Source organism: Streptomyces sp. NPDC091387, assembly GCF_044756945.1.
GTDB lineage: Bacteria > Actinomycetota > Actinomycetes > Streptomycetales > Streptomycetaceae > Streptomyces.
This window is the reverse complement of record NZ_JBIVTZ010000005.1, coordinates 82,064-101,443: the sequence shown is the minus strand read 5'-3', so window position 1 is coordinate 101,443 and position 19,380 is coordinate 82,064. Positions and strand designations below refer to the sequence as shown.

The 19,380-nt window shown below is 70.0% G+C and carries 18 protein-coding genes; 16 read left to right on the top strand and 2 right to left on the bottom strand.

The window, feature by feature from the left end; translation table 11 throughout:
• The first annotated feature begins 37 nt into the window (after nucleotides 1-37).
• The 12 genes from ACIQM0_RS12045 to ACIQM0_RS11990 all read left to right on the top strand — a co-directional run bounded on the left by ACIQM0_RS12045 (nucleotide 38) and on the right by ACIQM0_RS11990 (nucleotide 12,489).
• The gene (locus ACIQM0_RS12045; RefSeq protein ID WP_401285879.1) at nucleotides 38-583 is read left to right on the top strand and encodes a hypothetical protein; all 546 of its coding nucleotides are present in this window, start codon (nucleotides 38-40) and stop codon (nucleotides 581-583) included.
• A gap of 173 nt (nucleotides 584-756) precedes the next feature.
• Nucleotides 757-1,677 (top strand): pyridoxal 5'-phosphate synthase lyase subunit PdxS, encoded by a 921-nt coding sequence (gene pdxS / locus ACIQM0_RS12040; RefSeq protein WP_401285878.1) that lies wholly within the window; start codon nucleotides 757-759, stop codon nucleotides 1,675-1,677.
• A 6-nt stretch (nucleotides 1,678-1,683) separates the two neighbouring features.
• Complete coding sequence (pdxT, locus tag ACIQM0_RS12035) at nucleotides 1,684-2,277, top strand: pyridoxal 5'-phosphate synthase glutaminase subunit PdxT (RefSeq protein WP_385032418.1); 594 nt, start codon at nucleotides 1,684-1,686, stop codon at nucleotides 2,275-2,277.
• Nucleotides 2,278-2,338: 61 nt separating this feature from the next.
• The gene (locus ACIQM0_RS12030) at nucleotides 2,339-3,091 is read left to right on the top strand and encodes a YebC/PmpR family DNA-binding transcriptional regulator (RefSeq protein WP_363027697.1); all 753 of its coding nucleotides are present in this window, start codon (nucleotides 2,339-2,341) and stop codon (nucleotides 3,089-3,091) included.
• 127 nt (nucleotides 3,092-3,218) lie between these two features.
• Nucleotides 3,219-3,791 (top strand): crossover junction endodeoxyribonuclease RuvC, encoded by a 573-nt coding sequence (gene ruvC, locus ACIQM0_RS12025; RefSeq protein ID WP_401285877.1) that lies wholly within the window; start codon nucleotides 3,219-3,221, stop codon nucleotides 3,789-3,791.
• A complete protein-coding gene (gene ruvA / locus ACIQM0_RS12020) occupies nucleotides 3,788-4,414 on the top strand; it encodes a Holliday junction branch migration protein RuvA (RefSeq protein WP_401285876.1) in 627 nt (208 codons plus the stop codon). The genes ruvC and ruvA overlap by 4 nt, the downstream gene beginning before the upstream one ends.
• Nucleotides 4,415-4,497: 83 nt before the next feature.
• A complete protein-coding gene (gene ruvB / locus ACIQM0_RS12015) occupies nucleotides 4,498-5,571 on the top strand; it encodes a Holliday junction branch migration DNA helicase RuvB (protein WP_385032428.1) in 1,074 nt (357 codons plus the stop codon).
• Nucleotides 5,572-5,735: 164 nt separating this feature from the next.
• Nucleotides 5,736-6,227 carry a preprotein translocase subunit YajC gene (gene yajC / locus ACIQM0_RS12010; protein ID WP_401285875.1) on the top strand — a complete coding sequence of 164 codons (492 nt, stop codon included), beginning with the start codon at nucleotides 5,736-5,738 and terminating at the stop codon, nucleotides 6,225-6,227.
• A gap of 146 nt (nucleotides 6,228-6,373) precedes the next feature.
• Nucleotides 6,374-8,098 carry a protein translocase subunit SecD gene (secD, locus tag ACIQM0_RS12005; RefSeq protein WP_401285874.1) on the top strand — a complete coding sequence of 575 codons (1,725 nt, stop codon included), beginning with the start codon at nucleotides 6,374-6,376 and terminating at the stop codon, nucleotides 8,096-8,098.
• Nucleotide 8,099: 1 nt separating this feature from the next.
• Entirely contained in the window at nucleotides 8,100-9,203 is a 1,104-nt protein-coding gene (gene secF / locus ACIQM0_RS12000; protein ID WP_401285873.1) for a protein translocase subunit SecF, read from the top strand.
• Nucleotides 9,200-9,754: an adenine phosphoribosyltransferase gene (locus ACIQM0_RS11995; protein WP_401285872.1), complete on the top strand. Its 555-nt coding sequence runs from the start codon at nucleotides 9,200-9,202 to the stop codon at nucleotides 9,752-9,754. The genes secF and ACIQM0_RS11995 overlap by 4 nt, the downstream gene beginning before the upstream one ends.
• Nucleotides 9,755-9,924: 170 nt before the next feature.
• On the top strand, nucleotides 9,925-12,489 hold the full coding sequence (locus ACIQM0_RS11990; RefSeq protein ID WP_401285871.1) for a RelA/SpoT family protein: 2,565 nt from the start codon (nucleotides 9,925-9,927) through the stop codon (nucleotides 12,487-12,489).
• 121 nt (nucleotides 12,490-12,610) lie between these two features.
• Here the strand turns inward: ACIQM0_RS11990 and ACIQM0_RS11985 are convergent, their stop codons facing one another.
• Together ACIQM0_RS11985 and ACIQM0_RS11980 are read right to left on the bottom strand one after the other, a co-directional pair.
• The gene (locus tag ACIQM0_RS11985) at nucleotides 12,611-13,840 is read right to left on the bottom strand and encodes a DUF349 domain-containing protein (protein WP_401285870.1); all 1,230 of its coding nucleotides are present in this window, start codon (nucleotides 13,838-13,840) and stop codon (nucleotides 12,611-12,613) included.
• A gap of 198 nt (nucleotides 13,841-14,038) precedes the next feature.
• Nucleotides 14,039-14,836: a peptidylprolyl isomerase gene (locus ACIQM0_RS11980; RefSeq protein WP_401285869.1), complete on the bottom strand. Its 798-nt coding sequence runs from the start codon at nucleotides 14,834-14,836 to the stop codon at nucleotides 14,039-14,041.
• 148 nt (nucleotides 14,837-14,984) lie between these two features.
• Here ACIQM0_RS11980 and ACIQM0_RS11975 point away from each other — a divergent pair, with 148 nt between their 5' ends.
• The 4 genes from ACIQM0_RS11975 to ACIQM0_RS11960 all read left to right on the top strand — a co-directional run bounded on the left by ACIQM0_RS11975 (nucleotide 14,985) and on the right by ACIQM0_RS11960 (nucleotide 19,367).
• Nucleotides 14,985-15,671 (top strand): MBL fold metallo-hydrolase, encoded by a 687-nt coding sequence (locus ACIQM0_RS11975; RefSeq protein ID WP_401285868.1) that lies wholly within the window; start codon nucleotides 14,985-14,987, stop codon nucleotides 15,669-15,671.
• A gap of 13 nt (nucleotides 15,672-15,684) precedes the next feature.
• Nucleotides 15,685-16,947 carry a histidine--tRNA ligase gene (gene hisS / locus ACIQM0_RS11970; protein ID WP_363027718.1) on the top strand — a complete coding sequence of 421 codons (1,263 nt, stop codon included), beginning with the start codon at nucleotides 15,685-15,687 and terminating at the stop codon, nucleotides 16,945-16,947.
• A gap of 327 nt (nucleotides 16,948-17,274) precedes the next feature.
• Nucleotides 17,275-17,910: a vitamin K epoxide reductase family protein gene (locus tag ACIQM0_RS11965; RefSeq protein ID WP_401285867.1), complete on the top strand. Its 636-nt coding sequence runs from the start codon at nucleotides 17,275-17,277 to the stop codon at nucleotides 17,908-17,910.
• A 74-nt stretch (nucleotides 17,911-17,984) separates the two neighbouring features.
• Entirely contained in the window at nucleotides 17,985-19,367 is a 1,383-nt protein-coding gene (locus ACIQM0_RS11960) for a replication-associated recombination protein A (RefSeq protein ID WP_401285866.1), read from the top strand.
• Nucleotides 19,368-19,380: the final 13 nt, after the last annotated feature.

The window sequence follows — 19,380 nt, the reverse complement described above, 5'->3', positions numbered from 1 at the left end:
GGCCGTACGGTCCCCGGTCACCGGTAGCCTTCGGCCCGTGACCGAAACCCTCATCTGGACCGCCGTCGTCCTCGTCGCGATCGGCCTCTATCTCAGCTGGACCGCCGGCCGGCTCGACCGGCTGCACACCCGTATCGACGCGGCCCGCGCCGCGCTCGACGCACAACTGCTGCGCCGTGCCTCGGTCACCCAGGAACTCGCCACGTCCGGCGTCCTCGACCCGGCCGCCTCCATCGTCCTGTACGAGGCCGCGCACGCCGCCCGTCAGGCCGAGGAGGAGCACCGCGAGGTCGCCGAGAGCGAACTGAGCACCGCCCTGCGCGCGGTGTTCGGCGAACCGGCGCAGGTGGAGGCGGTGCAGGAGATCCCGGGCGGCGAGGAGGCCGCGGCCGAGCTCGCCGCCGCCGTCCGCCGGGTCCCGATGGCACGCCGGTTCCACAACGACGCGGTGCGGGCCGCCCGAGCGCTGCGCCGCCACCGCACGGTGCGCTGGTTCCGGCTGGCCGGTCACGCCCCGTTCCCGCTCGCCTTCGAGATGGACGACGAGCCGCCGGTCGCCCTCGCCGCGCGTCCGGTCAGCTGACGTCCGCGGCGCGAGCGGCAGCAGGGAGGACGGCCCCGGCCCGCTTGCCGCCAGGCCAAAACGATCCACCGGCCTCCTATTGGCCCTTGCTGTGGACCGGTCCCGGAGCGTTTGCTCGGCAGTGCATCACCCCCATGCACGCCCAGCGTCTCTTCTCCCAGTGAGGTCGATCCGTGTCCACGCTTCCCACCACCCCGCAGTCCGCTGACTCCCCGGCGACCGGCACAGCCCGCGTCAAGCGCGGCATGGCCGAGCAGCTCAAGGGCGGCGTGATCATGGACGTCGTCAACGCCGAGCAGGCGAAGATCGCCGAGGACGCGGGCGCCGTGGCCGTCATGGCCCTGGAGCGGGTGCCGGCCGACATCCGCAAGGACGGCGGCGTGGCCCGCATGTCCGACCCGAACATGATCGAGGAGATCATCGAGGCCGTCTCCATCCCGGTCATGGCGAAGTCCCGCATCGGACACTTCGTCGAGGCCCAGATCCTGCAGTCCCTCGGCGTCGACTACATCGACGAGTCCGAGGTGCTCACCCCGGCCGACGAGGTCAACCACAGCGACAAGTTCGCCTTCACCACCCCGTTCGTCTGCGGCGCCACCAACCTCGGCGAGGCCCTGCGCCGCATCGCCGAGGGCGCGGCCATGATCCGCTCCAAGGGCGAGGCCGGCACCGGCAACGTCGTCGAGGCCGTCCGTCACCTGCGCCAGATCAAGAACGAGATCGCCCGGCTGCGCGGCTACGACAACAACGAGCTGTACGCCGCCGCCAAGGACCTCCGTGCCCCGTACGAGCTGGTCAAGGAGGTCGCCGAGCTCGGCAAGCTGCCCGTCGTCCTCTTCTCCGCGGGCGGCGTCGCCACCCCCGCGGACGCCGCGCTGATGCGTCAGCTGGGCGCCGAGGGCGTCTTCGTCGGCTCCGGCATCTTCAAGTCCGGCGACCCGGCCAGGCGCGCCGCCGCCATCGTGAAGGCCACCACGTTCTTCGACGACCCGAAGATCATCGCGGACGCCTCCCGCAACCTGGGCGAGGCTATGGTCGGCATCAACTGCGACACCCTGCCCGAGACCGAGCGCTACGCCAACCGCGGCTGGTAGTCACTGATGAGCGACACCCCTGTGATCGGAGTCCTGGCCCTCCAGGGCGACGTACGGGAACACCTGATCGCCCTGGCCTCGGCGGATGCCCTGGCCAGGCCGGTCCGGCGGCCCGAGGAACTCGCCGAGGTCGACGGCCTGGTCGTCCCCGGCGGCGAGTCCACCACGATGTCCAAGCTGGCCACGCTCTTCGGGATGCTGGAACCGCTGCGCGAACGCGTAGCCGCCGGGATGCCGGTCTACGGCACCTGCGCCGGAATGATCCTGCTCGCCGACAAGATCCTCGACCCGCGCTCGGGCCAGGAGACCATCGGCGGCATCGACATGATCGTGCGCCGTAACGCTTTCGGGCGGCAGAACGAGTCGTTCGAGGCGGCCGTCGAGGTCGCCGGAATCGACGGCGGTCCGGTCGAGGGCGTCTTCATCCGGGCCCCCTGGGTCGAATCCGTGGGCGCGCGGGCCCGGGTCGTCGCCGAGCACGGCGGCCATATCGTGGGGGTACGGCAGGGAAACGCCCTTGCCACGTCATTCCATCCCGAACTGACCGGTGACCACCGGCTTCACGCGTACTTCGTCGACATGGTGCGCGCATCGGGCTGACTCGACCCCGGTAGGATCTCTCGGGTTCGTACGGAATTTGGTGACGCGAAGGAGAAGGCAGATGTCCGGCCACTCTAAATGGGCTACGACGAAGCACAAGAAGGCCGTGATTGACGCCAAGCGCGGCAAGCTCTTCGCGAAGCTGATCAAGAACATCGAGGTCGCGGCCCGCACCGGCGGTGTGGACCCCGAGGGCAACCCGACCCTTGTGGACGCGATCCAGAAGGCGAAGAAGAGCTCGGTCCCGAACAAGAACATCGACTCCGCGGTCAAGCGCGGTGGCGGTCTCGAAGCGGGCGGCGTCGACTACCAGACGATCATGTACGAGGGCTACGGGCCGAACGGTGTCGCGGTGCTCATCGAGTGCCTCACCGACAACCGCAACCGCGCCGCCTCCGACGTACGTGTCGCCATGACGCGCAACGGCGGCTCGATGGCCGACCCGGGCTCGGTCTCGTACCTGTTCCACCGCAAGGGCGTCGTCATCGTCCCCAAGGGCGAGCTGTCCGAGGACGACGTGCTGGGCGCTGTCCTGGACGCGGGCGCGGAGGAGGTCAACGACCTCGGTGAGAGCTACGAGGTCGTCAGCGAGGCCACCGACATGGTCGCGGTCCGCACCGCGCTCCAGGAGGCGGGCATCGACTACGACTCGGCCGAGGCCAACTTCCTGCCCACCATGCAGGTCGACCTCGACGAAGAGGGCGCCCGCAAGATCTTCAAGCTCATCGACGCGCTGGAGGACAGCGACGACGTGCAGAACGTCTTCGCCAACTTCGACGTGTCGGACGAGGTCATGGAGAAGGTCGACGCCTGAGCCGCGCCTCGCGACGCAGCTTCCGTGGACGGGCCGACGGGGACACACCCCGTCGGCCCGTCGCATTGTCACTGCGAGCCGATAGCCTGCGGGAACAGTTGACCGAACGGCAGGGAGGGGGCGACCCATGCGGGTACTCGGTGTGGACCCCGGGCTGACCCGGTGCGGCATCGGCGTCGTCGAGGGCGTCGCGGGCCGTCCCCTGACGATGCTCGGCGTCGGAGTCGTGCGCACCCCGTCCGACGCGGAGCTCGGACACCGGCTGGTGGCCATCGAGCGCGGCATCGAGGAGTGGCTCGACGAGCACCGGCCCGAATACGTCGCCGTCGAGCGGGTGTTCGCCCAGCACAACGTCCGTACGGTGATGGGCACGGCCCAGGCCAGCGCGGTCGCCATGCTCTGCGCGTCCCGCCGCGGCATCCCCGTGGCCCTGCACACGCCCAGCGAGGTCAAGGCCGCCGTCACCGGCAGCGGCCGCGCGGACAAGGCCCAGATCGGCGCGATGGTCACCCGGCTCCTGCGGCTGGACGCCCCGCCGAAACCGGCCGACGCGGCCGACGCCCTCGCCCTCGCCATCTGTCACATCTGGCGCGCCCCGGCGGTCAACCGCCTCCAGCAGGCGCACGCGGCTGCGGCCGCGGCCCGTACCCCGCGCATTCCGCGCTCCGCAACAGCTCCCGTCCGGAAGGTCCCCCGATGATCGCCTTCGTCAGCGGCCCCGTGGCCGCTCTCGCCCCGACCACAGCCGTGATCGAGGTCGGCGGCATCGGCATGGCCGTCCAGTGCGCGCCGAACACCCTCGCCGGTCTCCGCATCGGCAAGGAGGCCAAGCTCGCCACCTCCCTCGTCGTACGGGAGGACTCCCTCACGCTCTACGGCTTCACCGACGACGACGAGCGGCAGACCTTCGAGCTCCTCCAGACCGCGAGCGGGGTCGGCCCCCGCCTCGCCCAGGCCATGCTCGCCACGCACAGCCCGGATGCCCTGCGCATCGCCGTGTCCACCGGGGACGAGAAGGCGCTCACCGCGGTCTCCGGCATCGGCAAGAAGGGCGCGCAGAAGCTCCTGCTCGAACTCAAGGACAGGCTCGGCGAGCCCGTCGGCGCCCACATCGGCCAGCAGGGCATCGGCACCGCGGTCTCCTCCTCCTGGCGGGACCAGCTGCAGGCCGCCCTGATCGGCCTCGGCTACGCGACCCGCGAGGCCGACGAGGCGGTGTCCGCCGTGGCCCCGCAGGCGGAGGCGGCCCTCGCGGAGGGCGCGCAGCCGCCCGTACCGCAGCTGCTGCGCGCCGCCCTGCAGACGCTCAACCGCGCGCGCTGAGCGACCCCGGAGGACACCCTTCTCCACCCCGGACCGGGCACCGCACGGCCCGGCACCGAAACACCCGAGGCGGGACTGACGCGATGAACTGGGACGAGACCCGACCCGACACCGACGAGCTCGTGGACGAGCGCCTCGTCGACGCCGGCGCGGACGGCGAGGACACCGCCGTCGAGGCGGCACTGCGCCCCAAGGACCTCGACGAGTTCGTCGGCCAGGAGACGGTGCGCGAACAGCTCGACCTGGTCCTCAAGGCGGCCCTCGCCCGCGGCGCCACCGCCGACCACGTGCTGCTCTCCGGCGCCCCCGGCCTGGGCAAGACCACCCTCTCCATGATCATCGCAGCAGAGATGAACGCGCCGATCCGGATCACCTCCGGCCCCGCCATCCAGCACGCGGGCGATCTGGCGGCCATCCTCTCCTCGCTCCAGGAGGGCGAGGTCCTCTTCCTCGACGAGATCCACCGGATGTCGCGGCCCGCCGAGGAAATGCTCTACATGGCGATGGAGGACTTCCGGGTCGACGTGATCGTCGGCAAGGGACCGGGCGCCACCGCCATCCCGCTGGAGCTGCCACCCTTCACCCTGGTCGGCGCCACCACCAGGGCAGGGCTCCTGCCGCCCCCGCTGCGCGACCGCTTCGGCTTCACCGGGCACATGGAGTTCTACACCCCCGTCGAACTGGAAAGGGTGATTCACCGCTCGGCCCGGCTCCTCGACGTCGCGATAGACGTGGAGGGCGCCGCGGAGATCGCCGGCCGCTCCCGTGGCACGCCCCGCATCGCCAACCGGCTGCTGCGCCGCGTCCGGGACTACGCCCAGGTCAAGGCCGACGGCAGGATCGACCGGGACATCGCCGCGGCGGCCCTGCGGGTGTACGAGGTCGACGCCCGCGGTCTCGACCGGCTGGACCGGGCGGTGCTCGGCGCCCTGATGAAGCTCTTCGGCGGCGGTCCGGTCGGCCTGTCAACCCTCGCGGTCGCCGTGGGGGAGGAACGCGAGACGGTCGAGGAGGTCGCCGAGCCCTTCCTGGTGCGGGAGGGCCTCCTGGCCAGGACACCGCGCGGCCGGGTCGCCACACCGGCTGCCTGGGCCCACCTCGGGCTGGTTCCGCCGCAGCAAGGCGGAAAGGGACAACAGGGCCTGTTCGGGGCGTGATGCATCACAGGTTGGCCTGCAGAGGAACCCGGGTGCCATGCTGGGCGTTGTTCCATCGATGCGGACTCGCTTAGACTCCGCCGATGCCGCCCTTAAAGGTCGGTGTACCCACCCCCGTAGACCAGGCCGCCTTCCAGCGCGGTCGTGCGAAGGAAACTCGTCCCGTGAATCCCGTGACTCTCCTCCCCTTCATCGTGCTCATCGGGGCCATGTTCCTGATGACGCGGTCCGCCAAGAAGAAGCAGGCGGCGGCTGCGAACATGCGCAATGAAATGCAGCCCGGTACCGGCGTCCGGACGATCGGGGGCATGTACGCCACCGTCAAGGAGCTTCACGACGACTCGGTCCTCCTTGAGATCGCTCCCGGTGTCCATGCCGTCTATGCGAAGAACTCCATCGGTGCCGTCCTCGACGACGCGGAGTACAACCGCATCGTCCACGGTGACGAGGAGGAGGAGCTCGACGTCGACGGTGCCGTCGTGCCCGACGACGCCTCTTCGCTGACCGAGCTCGACGAGGCCAAGGACGACGCCGACGCCGACGACGCGAAGATCGATCTGGGCAAGAAGGCCGAGGCGGACGACACCGAGCCGGCCGACACCCAGGCCGACAAGAAGTCCGATGGCAAGGCCGACGGCGAGGCCGACGCGAAGTAGCACACGACCCGGGGATGCCGTGAGCCCACAGGCATCCGGCAGTCCCCGGACCGTGCGGTCTTCTGCGGGGGCGGGTCCCCACTACACTTCGTGGCCGCTTGGGCGCGTACCCGGCGCGGGGCGGTTGGACAGGGAGAAACGAAAAGGTGGCAGCACCGAAGAAGGGCCGAGCGCCGGCCGGTGGTCAGGGCAGGCCGGGGCGTTCCCTGGCTCTGATCCTGATCGCCATGGTCGCGCTCACCGGCGGGATGTTCCTGGCTGATCAGCCGACGCCGCGACTCGGCATCGACCTGGCGGGTGGCACGTCCATCACGCTGGAGGCGAAGGCCGAGCCCGGCCAGGAGTCGGCGGTCAACAAGACCAACATGGACACGGCGGTCCAGATCATGGAACGCCGCGTCAACGGTCTCGGCGTCTCCGAGGCAGAGGTCCAGACCCAGGGCAAGAGCAACATCATTGTCAACATCCCCAAGGGCACGAACTCCGCCCAGGCCCGGGAGCAGGTCGGTACGACCGCCAAGCTCTACTTCCGGCCGGTGCTGACCGTCGCCCAGGGTGCGCCCACCCCGACACCCAGCGCCTCGTCGTCCGGCAAGGCCAGCCCGTCGGCATCGCCGAGCTCCTCCGCCTCGGACAAGGCGACGAGCCCGTCCGACAAGCCGAGCCCGAGCGCCACCACCCAGGGCCGCGCGGTCACCGGCGCCCTGAAGGCCGACTCCACGCCCACTCCGAAGGCGAGCGGCACGCCCACGGCGTCCGCCGAGGAGCAGGCGGCGGCCGCCAAGCTGCAGAAGCGGTTCGAGGCGCTCGACTGCTCCACCAAGGCCGGCCGTTCCAAGGCGGCCCTGGGCTCCAAGGCCACCGACACGGTGATCGCCTGTGAGCAGGACGGCAGCGCCAAGTACGTGCTCGGCCCGGCCGAGGTCGACGGCACGGACGTGAAGACCGCGAAGGCGGCCATCAACCAGAACAACGGTCAGTGGATCGTTCAGATGGGCTTCACCGGCGGCGGCGCCAAGAAGTTCCAGAAGATCACCGGCACGCTCGCGCAGCAGCAGTCCCCGCAGAACCAGTTCGCCATCGCGCTCGACGGCGAAGTGGTCTCTGCGCCCTCCGTCAGGGAGGCGCTGAGCGCCGACGCCGAGATCTCCGGCAGCTTCACCCAGCAGTCCGCCGAGGACCTGGCCAACGTGCTCTCCTACGGTGCGCTGCCGCTCTCCTTCCAGGAGCAGAGCGTCACCACCGTCACCGCCGCACTCGGCGGGGAGCAGCTCGAGGCGGGCCTGATCGCCGGTGCCATCGGCCTGGTCCTGGTCATCATCTACCTGGTGGCCTACTACCGCGGGCTGGCGCTCATCGCGCTCCTCAGCCTCCTGGTGTCCGGCATCCTGACGTACACGATCATGTCGCTGCTCGGACCGGCCATCGGATTCGCGCTGAACCTGCCCGCTGTGTGCGGCGCCATCGTGGCGATCGGAATCACCGCGGACTCGTTCATCGTGTACTTCGAACGCATCCGTGACGAGATCCGCGAGGGCCGTACGCTCCGGCCCGCCGTCGAACGGGCCTGGCCGCGTGCCCGGCGCACGATCCTGGTCTCCGACTTCGTGTCGTTCCTCGCCGCCGCGGTGCTGTTCGTCGTCACCGTCGGCAAGGTCCAGGGCTTCGCGTTCACGCTGGGTCTCACCACCCTGCTCGACGTGGTCGTGGTGTTCCTCTTCACCAAGCCCGTCATGACGCTGATGGCCCGCAAGAAGTTCTTCTCGAGCGGTCACCCGTGGTCCGGACTGGACCCGAAGCGGCTCGGCGCCAAGCCGCCGCTGCGTCGTTCGCGCCGTGTCAACGCCCCCACCGACCCGAAGGAGGCGTGAGATGTCGCGACTCGGCAATCTCGGCGCCCGTCTCTACCGCGGCGAGGTCGGCTACGACTTCATCGGCAACCGCAAGATCTGGTACGGCATCTCGATCCTGATCACCATCACGGCCATCGTCGGCCTGGCGGTCAGCGGCCTGAACATGGGCATCGAGTTCAAGGGCGGCGCCGTCTTCACCACCCCGAAGACGAGCGTCTCCGTCGCCAAGGCGGAGGAACTGGCGGCGACGTCCTCGGGCCACCAGGCCATCGTCCAGAAGCTGGGCAACGGCGGACTGCGCATCCAGATCACCGAGGTCGACACCTCGAAGTCGGACGCGATCAAGGTCGACCTCTCCAAGGGCCTCGACGTCTCCGAGGAGAAGATCGCCGCCGACCTGGTCGGCCCCAGCTGGGGTGAGCAGATCGCCAACAAGGCCTGGACCGGACTCGGCGTCTTCATGGTCCTGGTCGTGATCTATCTGGCCATCGCCTTCGAATGGCGCATGGCCATCGCGGCCCTGGTCGCGCTGATCCACGACATCACCATCACGGTCGGGGTCTACGCGCTGGTCGGCTTCGAGGTCACCCCGGGCACCGTGATCGGTCTGCTGACGATTCTCGGTTACTCCCTCTACGACACGGTCGTCGTCTTCGACAGCCTCAAGGAGGGCACGAAGGGGATCACCAAGCAGACCCGGTGGACGTACAGCGAGATCGCCAACCGCTCCATCAACGGCACGCTGGTCCGCTCGATCAACACCACGATCGTCGCCCTGCTGCCGGTCGCCGGTCTGCTGTTCATCGGTGGCGGCGTCCTCGGCGCCGGCATGCTGAACGACATCTCCCTGGCACTCTTCGTCGGCCTCGCCGCCGGTGCGTACTCCTCGATCTTCATCGCCACTCCGCTCGTCGCCGACCTCAAGGAACGCGACCCGCAGATGAAGGCCCTGAAGAAGCGGGTGCTCGCCAAGCGCGCGGCAGCGGCCGCCAAGGGCGAGCTCTCCGAGGCGGAGCAGGCGGACGAGGGCGTCCCCGCGGACGTCGAACCCGCCGCAGCGGTCGTCGGCCAGCGCCAGGAGCCCCCCAGGGGCCACGGCCGGACCCCGGGGAAGCGTCGATGACCAGCAGCACCACCGCGAGCACGAGGGACCTCCTGCTCAGCCGGATCCGTGACGTGGCGGACTACCCGAAGCCGGGAGTGGTGTTCAAGGACATCACCCCGCTGCTCGCGGACCCGGTGGCCTTCACCGCCCTCACCGACGCCCTCGCGGAACTGTGCGTACGGCACGGCGCCACGAAGATCGTCGGCCTGGAGGCCCGCGGCTTCATCCTGGCCGCACCGGTCGCGGTCCGGGCCGGGCTCGGCTTCGTCCCCGTCCGCAAGGCCGGAAAGCTGCCGGGCGCCACGCTCAGCCAGTCCTACGAGCTGGAGTACGGCACCGCGGAGATCGAGATCCACGCCGAGGACCTGTCCGCCGACGACCGGATCATGGTCATCGACGACGTCCTGGCCACCGGCGGCACCGCCGGTGCCTCGCTGGAACTGATCCGGCGGGCCGGGGCCCGGGTCGTCGGCGTCGCCGTCCTCATGGAACTGGGGTTCCTGGCCGGCCGGGCCCGCCTGGAGGAGAGCCTGCAGGGCGCTCCGCTGGAGGCCCTGATCACGGTCTGAGCGCCGGCGGACCGCACGCGGCACCGCATCACACGCACGGAAGCGGGCACCCGGGAACAACCGGGTGCCCGCTTCGCGTGGTGCGGGCTCTCACGGTCCCCGGGGGAGGCGCGGCCGCAAGGTCGTTACGATGGTCTTTCCGGGTGTCCGGATCCGCACGAGGAGCGCTCTTGCCAGACGAGGCCCAGCCAGTCGCCGCCCCGCAGCCCGACAAGCCCGCGGCGGCCCCAGCCACGCCCGCGAAGCAGCAGCCCGCGGAGAAGCCGAAGCCTCCCGCGCCGGAGCCCGGCACGGGCCCGGCCCCCGCGGAGGCGAACGGGCCCGCGCCCGCTTCCCCCGCCCAGCCGGCCGCGCCCGTCTCGCCGCCCCCGACGGCACCGAAGCCCCCGGCGAAGCCCGCCGCGTCGGCGCCCGCAGGCCCGGTGGCCCGCACCGGCGGCGGCTCCTCCAACCGGGTCCGGGCCAGGCTGGCCCGCCTCGGCGTCCAGCGCTCCAGCCCGTACAACCCGGTCCTCGAACCGCTGCTGCGTACCGTCCGCAGCAACGACGCCAAGATCGAGACCGCCACGCTCCGCCAGATCGAGCGCGCCTACCAGGTCGCCGAGCGCTGGCACCGCGGCCAGAAGCGCAAGAGCGGCGACCCTTACATCACCCACCCGCTCGCCGTGACCACGATCCTGGCCGAGCTGGGTATGGATCCGGCCACTCTGATGGCGGGGCTGCTGCACGACACGGTCGAGGACACCGAGTACGGCCTGGACACCCTGCGCCGCGACTTCGGGGACCAGGTCGCCCTGCTGGTCGACGGCGTGACCAAGCTGGACAAGGTCAAGTTCGGCGAGGCGGCGCAGGCCGAGACCGTGCGCAAGATGGTCGTCGCGATGGCCAAGGACCCCAGGGTGCTGGTCATCAAGCTCGCCGACCGGCTGCACAACATGCGCACCATGCGCTACCTCAAGCGGGAGAAGCAGGAGAAGAAGGCCCGCGAGACGCTGGAGATCTACGCCCCGCTCGCCCACCGCCTGGGCATGAACACCATCAAGTGGGAGCTGGAGGACCTCGCCTTCGCGATCCTCTACCCGAAGATGTACGACGAGATCGTCCGCCTCGTCGCCGAGCGGGCGCCCAAGCGCGACGAGTACCTCGCCATAGTGACCGACGAGGTCCAGTCCGACCTGCGCGCCGCCCGGATCAAGGCCACCGTCACCGGTCGGCCGAAGCACTACTACAGCGTCTACCAGAAGATGATCGTGCGGGGCCGGGACTTCGCCGAGATCTACGACCTGGTGGGCATCCGTGTCCTCGTCGACACCGTCCGCGACTGCTACGCGGCGCTCGGCACCGTCCACGCGCGGTGGAATCCGGTCCCCGGCCGGTTCAAGGACTACATCGCGATGCCCAAGTTCAACATGTACCAGTCGCTGCACACCACGGTGATCGGTCCCAGCGGCAAGCCCGTCGAGCTGCAGATCCGTACGTTCGACATGCACCGCCGCGCCGAGTACGGCATCGCCGCGCACTGGAAGTACAAGCAGGAGGCCGTCGCGGGCGCCTCCAAGGTGCGCACCGACGTCCCCAAGAACACCGGCCGCGGCCAGGACACCGTCAACGACATGGCGTGGCTGCGCCAGCTCCTGGACTGGCAGAAGGAGACCGAGGACCCCAGCGAGTTCCTGGAGTCCCTGCGGTTCGACCTCTCGCGCAACGAGGTCTTCGTCTTCACACCGAAGGGCGACGTGATAGCGCTCCCGGCAGGGGCGACACCGGTCGACTTCGCGTACGCCGTCCATACGGAGGTCGGCCACCGGACCATAGGAGCCCGGGTCAACGGGCGGCTCGTACCGCTGGAGTCCACGCTCGACAACGGCGATCTGGTGGAGGTCTTCACCTCCAAGGCGGCCGGTGCCGGCCCCTCCCGTGACTGGCTCGGGTTCGTCAAGTCGCCGCGGGCACGCAACAAGATCCGCGCCTGGTTCTCCAAGGAGCGCCGGGACGAGGCGATCGAACAGGGCAAGGACGCCATCGCGCGGGCCATGCGCAAGCAGAACCTGCCGATCCAGCGGATCCTGACCGGCGACTCACTGGTCACCCTCGCCCACGAGATGCGCTACCCCGACATCTCGTCCCTGTACGCCGCGATCGGCGAGGGACATGTCGCGGCGGCCGGCGTCGTGCAGAAGCTGGTCCAGGCGCTCGGCGGCCAGGACGAGGCCAACGAGGACCTCGCGGAGAGCTCGCCGCCCTCGCACGGACGCAACAAGCGCCGGGCGAACGCCGACCCCGGCGTCGTCGTCAAGGGCGTCGAGGACGTCTGGGTCAAGCTGGCCCGCTGCTGTACGCCCGTCCCCGGAGATCCGATCATCGGGTTCGTCACCCGGGGCAGCGGAGTCTCCGTCCACCGGGCGGACTGCGTCAACGTCGACTCGCTCTCGCAGGAGCCGGAGCGGATCCTCGAGGTCGAATGGGCGCCCACCCAGTCCTCGGTCTTCCTCGTCGCCATCCAGGTCGAGGCGCTGGACCGGTCCAGGCTGCTCTCGGACGTCACCCGGATCCTGTCCGACCAGCACGTCAACATCCTGTCCGCCGCCGTGCAGACCTCCCGCGACCGGGTGGCCACCTCGCGGTTCACCTTCGAGATGGGCGACCCGAAGCACCTGGGGCATGTCCTGAAGGCCGTACGTGGCGTCGAGGGCGTCTACGACGTCTACCGGGTGACCTCGGCCCGCCGGCCCTGACCCGGGCCGTCCGACGGGCCGTGCGGCCCCTCGCGTGGCGCACGGCCCCCGCGCCGTATGTGAAGGGTCCCTCCGCCACCGGCGGAGGGACCCTTCACGACAGAAACCGGCGAACCTGGTCTCAGCCGCCGAACTCCTCCAGGCCCTTCAGAGCCTGGTCCAGGAGCGCCTGCCGGCCCTCGAGCTCGCGGGCGAGCTTGTCCGCACGGGCGTTGTTGCCCGAGGTGCGCGCCGTGTCGATCTGGGCACGCAGCTTGTCCACGGCCGACTGGAGCTGTCCGGTCAGACCCGCGGCACGCGCACGTGCCTCCGGGTTGGTCCGGCGCCACTCCGACTCCTCGGCCTCCTGGAGCGCCCGCTCCACCGTGTGCATCCGCGCCTCGATCTTCGGGCGGGCGTCACGCGGCACATGGCCGATGGCCTCCCAGCGCTCGTTGATGGCCCGGAACGCCGCCCTGGAGGCCTTCAGGTCCTTCACGGGCACCAGCTTCTCGGCCTCGACCGCGAGCTCCTCCTTGAGCTTGAGGTTCTCGCCCTGCTCCGCGTCCCGCTCGGCGAACACCTCACCGCGTGCGGCGAAGAAGACGTCCTGGGCACCGCGGAAACGGTTCCACAGATCGTCCTCGGCCTCGCGCTGGGCGCGGCCCGCGGCCTTCCACTCGGTCATCAGGTCGCGGTAGCGGGCAGCCGTCGTGCCCCAGTCAGAGGAGCGGGACAGCGACTCGGCCTCGACGACCAGCTTCTCCTTGGCCTTGCGGGCCTCCTCGCGCTGGGCGTCCAGCGAGGCGAAGTGGGCCTTGCGGCGCTTGGAGAACGCCGAGCGCGCATGGGAGAAGCGGTGCCACAGCTCGTCGTCCGACTTGCGGTCGAGCCGCGGCAGTCCCTTCCACGTGTCGACGAGGGCACGGAGCCGCTCGCCCGCGGAACGCCACTGCTCGCTCTGCGCCAGCTCCTCGGCCTCGACGACCAGCGCCTCCTTGGCGTGCTTCGCCTCGTCGGTCTGCTTCGCCTTCTGGGCCTTGCGCTCCTCGCGCCGCGAGTCGACCGTCGCCACCAGGGCGTCCAGCCGCTTGCGCAGCGCGTCGAGGTCGCCGACGGCATGGTGCTCGTCGACCTGCGCCCGCAGATGCTCGATGGCGGCCGTCGCGTCCTTCGCGGACAGATCGGTGGTCTTCACCCGCCGCTCAAGGAGGCCGATCTCGACCACAATGCCCTCGTACTTGCGCTCGAAGTAGGCCAGGGCCTCCGCCGGAGAACCGGCCTGCCACGATCCGACGACCTGCTCGCCGTCGGCTGTACGCACGTACACGGTGCCCGTCTCATCGACACGGCCCCACGGGTCGCTGCTCACAGCGCCTCCTCCACCTGATGCCCGCGAGAGGGTTCGCCCCCCTGGCATCGTCCACAGTTTCCTGGGGCGGGCAGCGCCCGCCCTGCACAACGCCAATCTAGGCGACGGGCCGCCCGGCTGTCCGCACTCCGCGCGGCCGAAATTATCCGGCCCCGCGCAGGGTGCCTGTGGTGCGGATCACGCCGGGCCCGCCGGGGCTCACGCCTTGTCGACGGCCGCCTTCGAGATGTTCACGGCCTTCTTCGGCGCACCGTCGGCGGCGCCGCCGGTGACACCCGCCTTGCCGACGGCCTCGACGGCCTTCAGCGAAGCCTCGTCCATCGTGCCGAACGGCGTGTAGGTGGGCGGCAGTTTGCTGTCCTTGTAGACGAGGAAGAACTGGCTGCCGCCGGTGTGCGCCTGGCCCGTGTTGGCCATCGCCACCGTCCCCGCCGGGTAGGTCACCGTGCCGTCCTTGCCCGCCTTGCCCAGCGCGGTCAGGTTCTCGTCCGGGATCGTGTAGCCGGGACCGCCGGTGCCGTCGCCCTTCGGGTCGCCGCACTGGAGGACGAAAATGCCGTCCGTGGTCAGCCGGTGACACTTCGTGCCGTCGAAGAACCCCTTGTCGGCGAGCGACTTGAAGGAGTTCGCCGTGTGCGGGGTCTTCGCCGCGTCCATCGTGAACGCGATGTCGCCCTGGCTCGTCTTGAGCGACAGGGTGTACTTCGCCTTCTTGTCGATCTTCATCGCCGGCTCGGGCGCACTCTTCTCGCTCGCCGAGGGGGACGCCGACGCCGACGGGCTCGCGCTCGCGGCCGCGTCGGTCTTGTCCTTCTTGCCGTCGTCGTCGCCGGTGGCGAAGTACGTGACGCCGCCTATGACGGCCACCACGGCCACCGCGGAGGTGATGATGACCGTCAGACGCCGGGTCCGGCGGCGAGCCTCCTCCCGGCGCTGCTGCTGCCGCTCGAACTTCTCCCTGGCGAGCTGCCGCCGCCGCTGATCGCTGCTGACCACCGGGTGATCTCCTTGTACGTCGTGTGATCGGGCCTGAGTTGCCCCGTACCGTATATGGGTTAGCTGTGGAATGAGGAGCGCCGGTAGGCTCTGAACTGCTGCGACCTCGTAGCCGCGACCCCTCGTCGGACGACCATTAAGGACGATCGTGCTCATTGCCGGGTTCCCCGCCGGGGCCTGGGGGACCAACTGTTACCTGGTCGCCCCCGCCGCGGGTGAGGAGTGCGTGATCATCGACCCGGGCCATCAGGCCACGTCCGGGGTCGAGGAAGCGCTGAGGAAGCATCGGCTGAAGCCCGTCGCCGTCGTGCTCACCCACGGCCACATCGACCACGTCGCCTCGGTCGTCCCGGTGTGCGGCGCGCATGACGTCCCTGCCTGGATCCACCCCGAGGACCGTTACATGATGAGCGACCCGGAGAAGGCCCTCGGCCGCTCCATCGGGATGCCGCTCATGGGCGAGCTGACGGTGGGGGAGCCGGACGACGTCAGGGAGCTGACCGACGGTGCCCGGCTGACGCTGGCCGGTCTGGAGTTCGGTGTCTCACATGCGCCCGGCCATACCAAGGGGTCGGTGACGTTCAGGATGCCCGAGGCCGCGGAGGTTCCGCAGGTCCTCTTCTCGGGCGACCTGCTCTTCGCCGGCTCCGTCGGACGCACCGACCTGCCCGGCGGCGACCACGCCGAGCTGCTCGAGTCGCTGGCCCGTGTGTGCCTGCCGCTCGACGACTCGACCGTGGTGCTGTCCGGCCACGGCCCCCAGACGACCATCGGCCGCGAGCGCGCCACCAATCCGTATCTGCACGGTATGGACGCGCCCCGACGAGGAATGTGACGAGAGCGAAATCGTGAGCACCTTCAAGGCCCCCAAGGGCACGTACGACCTGACCCCGCCCGACTCCGCGAAGTACCTCGCGGTGCGCGAGGCGATCTCCGCGCCGCTGAGGAACTCCGGCTACGGCTACATCGAGACCCCCGGCTTCGAGGACGTGGCCCTCTTCTCCCGAGGCGTCGGAGAGTCCACCGACATCGTGAGCAAGGAGATGTACACCCTCACGACCAAGGGCGGCGACGAGCTGGCGCTGCGCCCCGAGGGCACCGCGTCCGTGCTGCGCGCCGCCCTGGAGGCCAACCTCCACAAGCTCGGCAACCTGCCGGTGAAGCTCTGGTACTCCGGTTCGTACTACCGCTACGAGCGTCCGCAGAAGGGCCGTTACCGCCACTTCTCGCAGGTCGGAGCCGAGGCCATCGGCGCGGAGGACCCGGCGCTGGACGCCGAGCTGATCATCCTGGCCGACCAGGCGTACCGCGCGCTGGGACTGCGCGAATTCCGCATCCTGCTGAACTCGCTGGGTGACAAGGAGTGTCGGCCCGTCTACCGCGACGCGCTCCAGGGCTTCCTGCGCGAGCTCGACCTGGACGAGGAGACCCGCCGCCGCATCGAGATCAACCCGCTCCGGGTCCTCGACGACAAGCGCCCCGAGGTCCAGAAGCAGCTGACCGGCGCCCCGGTGCTGCGCGACTACCTCTGCGACGCCTGCAAGGCGTACCACGAGGAGGTCCGCGACCTCCTCAACGCGGCGGGCGTGGTGTACGAGGACGACGAGAAGCTCGTCCGCGGGCTCGACTACTACACCCGCACCACCTTCGAGTTCGTCCACGACGGACTGGGCTCGCAGTCGGCGGTGGGCGGCGGCGGACGGTACGACGGCCTCTCCGAGATGATCGGCGGCCCGGCGCTCCCGTCGGTGGGCTGGGCGCTCGGCGTGGACCGCACCGTGCTCGCCCTGGAGGCGGAGGGCATCGAGCTCGAACTGCCCTCCACCACCAGTGTCTTCGCCGTACCGCTCGGCGAGGAGGCGCGGCGGAAGCTGTTCGCCGTCGTCACGCAGCTGCGCCGCGAGGGCGTGGCCGCGGACTTCGCGTTCGGGGGGCGCGGGCTCAAGGGCGCGATGAAGAGCGCCAACCGGTCGGGCGCGCGGTTCACCGTCGTGGCCGGCGAGCGCGACCTGGCCGAGGGCGTCGTGCAGCTCAAGGACATGGAGTCCGGCGAGCAGACGGCTGTCGCCCTGTCCGAGGTGACCGAGACGATCCGGACGCGCCTCGCGTAGTTTCCCTTGCCCGGTCGCGGGCGGGCGGAGTTCCGCCCGCGACCGGACGGGAGTTCGTGGCCCCCGGCCCGCTCCGCCGCGGCCGCCCGTACCGTCAACCCGGCGGGCGCGGATTCATCCTGCCGGACGATTCCTGCCGAACAGCGCCGAGGGCGGCAGGATCCCGGCCACGCCAGTGACAGCCCTGAGGCCATGTTCTTCCGGCCCCGTCCGGCCCGCGCGCCGCGCATTTTTACGCGCCTCTTTATGTTCATCGAACGGAAGACCGGCGGAACGGTACGGCACAATGACCGTGCCCAGCAGGCTACTCAGTGACGGAATGGCGATATGACGACTGCAGCGGTTGACCATCCCTCATCCGACCAGGACGAGGACGGCGGGAAGAGGACCACCGGCGGCAGTCGTGCGTTCGCACTGCTGCTGGTGATCGCGGGCGCTGCCGGCCTCCTCGCCGCGTGGGTCATCACGATCGACAAGCTCAAGCTGGCGGAGGACCCCAGCTTTGTTCCGGGCTGCAGTCTCAACCCTGTGGTGGCCTGCGGCAACATCATGAAGAGCGACCAGGCGGCGGCCTTCGGCTTCCCCAACCCGATGCTCGGCCTGGCCACCTACCCCGTGATCATCGGCATCGGTCTGGCACTGCTCGCCGGAGCGCGCTTCCGTAACTGGTACTGGCTGGGGATGAACGCGGGCACCCTGTTCGGTGTCGGATTCTGCACCTGGCTCCAGTACCAGTCGCTCTACAACATCAACTCCCTCTGCCTCTGGTGCTGCCTGGCCTGGGTCGCCACGATCCTCATGTTCTGCTACGTCACCACGCACAACATCAAGCACCGGATCGTCCCCGCGCCCAACTGGCTGCGCAACGGGCTGACCGAGTTCCACTGGGTGCCGCCGGTCCTGTGGATCGGCATCATCGGCATGCTGATCCTGACCCGCTGGTGGGACTTCTGGACCAGCTGACCGTCCCGCCCGCCGGCGCCGGGTCGCACCGGGGCCCGGCAGGGATGTCAGTGCGGTGACATAGGCTTCAAAACGTGGAGCCCGACCTCTTTACCGCAGCAGCCGAAGACCGCCAGGAGAAGGACCCGTCCAGCAGCCCCCTCGCTGTCCGGATGCGTCCCCGTACCCTCGACGAGGTCGTCGGCCAGCAGCATCTGCTCAAGCCGGGCTCGCCGCTGCGCCGCCTCGTCGGCGAGGGAAGCGGGGGGCCGGCGGGCCCCTCGTCGGTGATCCTCTGGGGACCGCCCGGCATCGGGAAGACGACGCTGGCCTACGTGGTCAGCAAGGCCACCAACAAGCGCTTCGTCGAGCTCTCCGCGATCACCGCGGGGGTCAAGGAGGTCCGGGCGGTCATCGAGGGCGCCCGCCGCGCCACCGGTGGCTACGGCAAGGAGACCGTCCTCTTCCTGGACGAGATCCACCGCTTCTCCAAGGCGCAGCAGGACTCGCTGCTCCCGGCCGTGGAGAACCGCTGGGTGACGCTGATCGCGGCCACCACCGAGAATCCGTACTTCTCGATCATCTCCCCGCTGCTCTCGCGGTCACTGCTGCTGACCCTTGAGTCGCTGACCGATGACGACCTGCGTGATCTGCTGCACAGGGCCCTGACCGACGAGCGGGGACTCGGCGGCGCGGTGACGCTGCCAAAGGACGCGGAGGAGCATCTGCTGCGCATCGCGGGCGGCGACGCACGCCGCGCGCTGACGGCACTGGAGGCGGCGGCCGGCGCGGCGCTGTCCAAGGGGGACGGGGAGATCACCCTCCTGACCCTGGAGGAGACGGTCGACCGAGCCGCGGTGAAGTACGACCGGGACGGCGACCAGCACTACGACGTGGCGAGTGCGCTGATCAAGTCGATCCGCGGCTCGGACGTCGATGCCGCGCTGCACTATCTGGCCCGGATGATCGAGGCGGGGGAGGACCCCCGGTTCATCGCCCGTCGGCTGATGATCTCGGCCAGCGAGGACATCGGTCTCGCCGACCCCACGGCGCTGCCCATCGCGGTCGCGGCGGCCCAGGCCGTCGCGATGATCGGCTTCCCGGAGGCGGCGCTTACCCTCAGCCACGCCACGATCGCCCTGGCCCTCGCCCCCAAGTCCAACGCGGCGACGATGGCGATCTCCGCCGCCCAAGAGGATGTGCGCAAGGGCCTGGCCGGCCCCGTTCCGGCCCATCTGCGCGACGGGCACTACAAGGGAGCCGCCAAGCTGGGGCACGCGCAGGGCTACGTCTATCCGCATGACGTCCCCGGCGGTATCGCCGCCCAGCAGTACGCCCCGGACGCCGTGCGCGACAAGCGCTACTACCAGCCCACCCGGTACGGAGCCGAGGCGCGGTACGCGGACGTGGCGGACCGGGTCCGCGAGCGGCTCGGCCGTACGGACACCGACGGCGACGCGAGCCCGTCCGGCACATAGCAGGGCCCCCGGG

Coding starts and splice junctions, on each gene's coding strand:
- pdxT (WP_385032418.1), top strand. CDS start 1,684: ATGAGCGACACCCCTGTGATCGGAGTCCTGGCCCTCCAGGGCGACGTA.
- ACIQM0_RS12030 (WP_363027697.1), top strand. CDS start 2,339: ATGTCCGGCCACTCTAAATGGGCTACGACGAAGCACAAGAAGGCCGTG.
- ruvC (WP_401285877.1), top strand. CDS start 3,219: ATGCGGGTACTCGGTGTGGACCCCGGGCTGACCCGGTGCGGCATCGGC.
- ruvA (WP_401285876.1), top strand. CDS start 3,788: ATGATCGCCTTCGTCAGCGGCCCCGTGGCCGCTCTCGCCCCGACCACA.
- ruvB (WP_385032428.1), top strand. CDS start 4,498: ATGAACTGGGACGAGACCCGACCCGACACCGACGAGCTCGTGGACGAG.
- secF (WP_401285873.1), top strand. CDS start 8,100: ATGTCGCGACTCGGCAATCTCGGCGCCCGTCTCTACCGCGGCGAGGTC.
- ACIQM0_RS11995 (WP_401285872.1), top strand. CDS start 9,200: ATGACCAGCAGCACCACCGCGAGCACGAGGGACCTCCTGCTCAGCCGG.
- ACIQM0_RS11965 (WP_401285867.1), top strand. CDS start 17,275: ATGACGACTGCAGCGGTTGACCATCCCTCATCCGACCAGGACGAGGAC.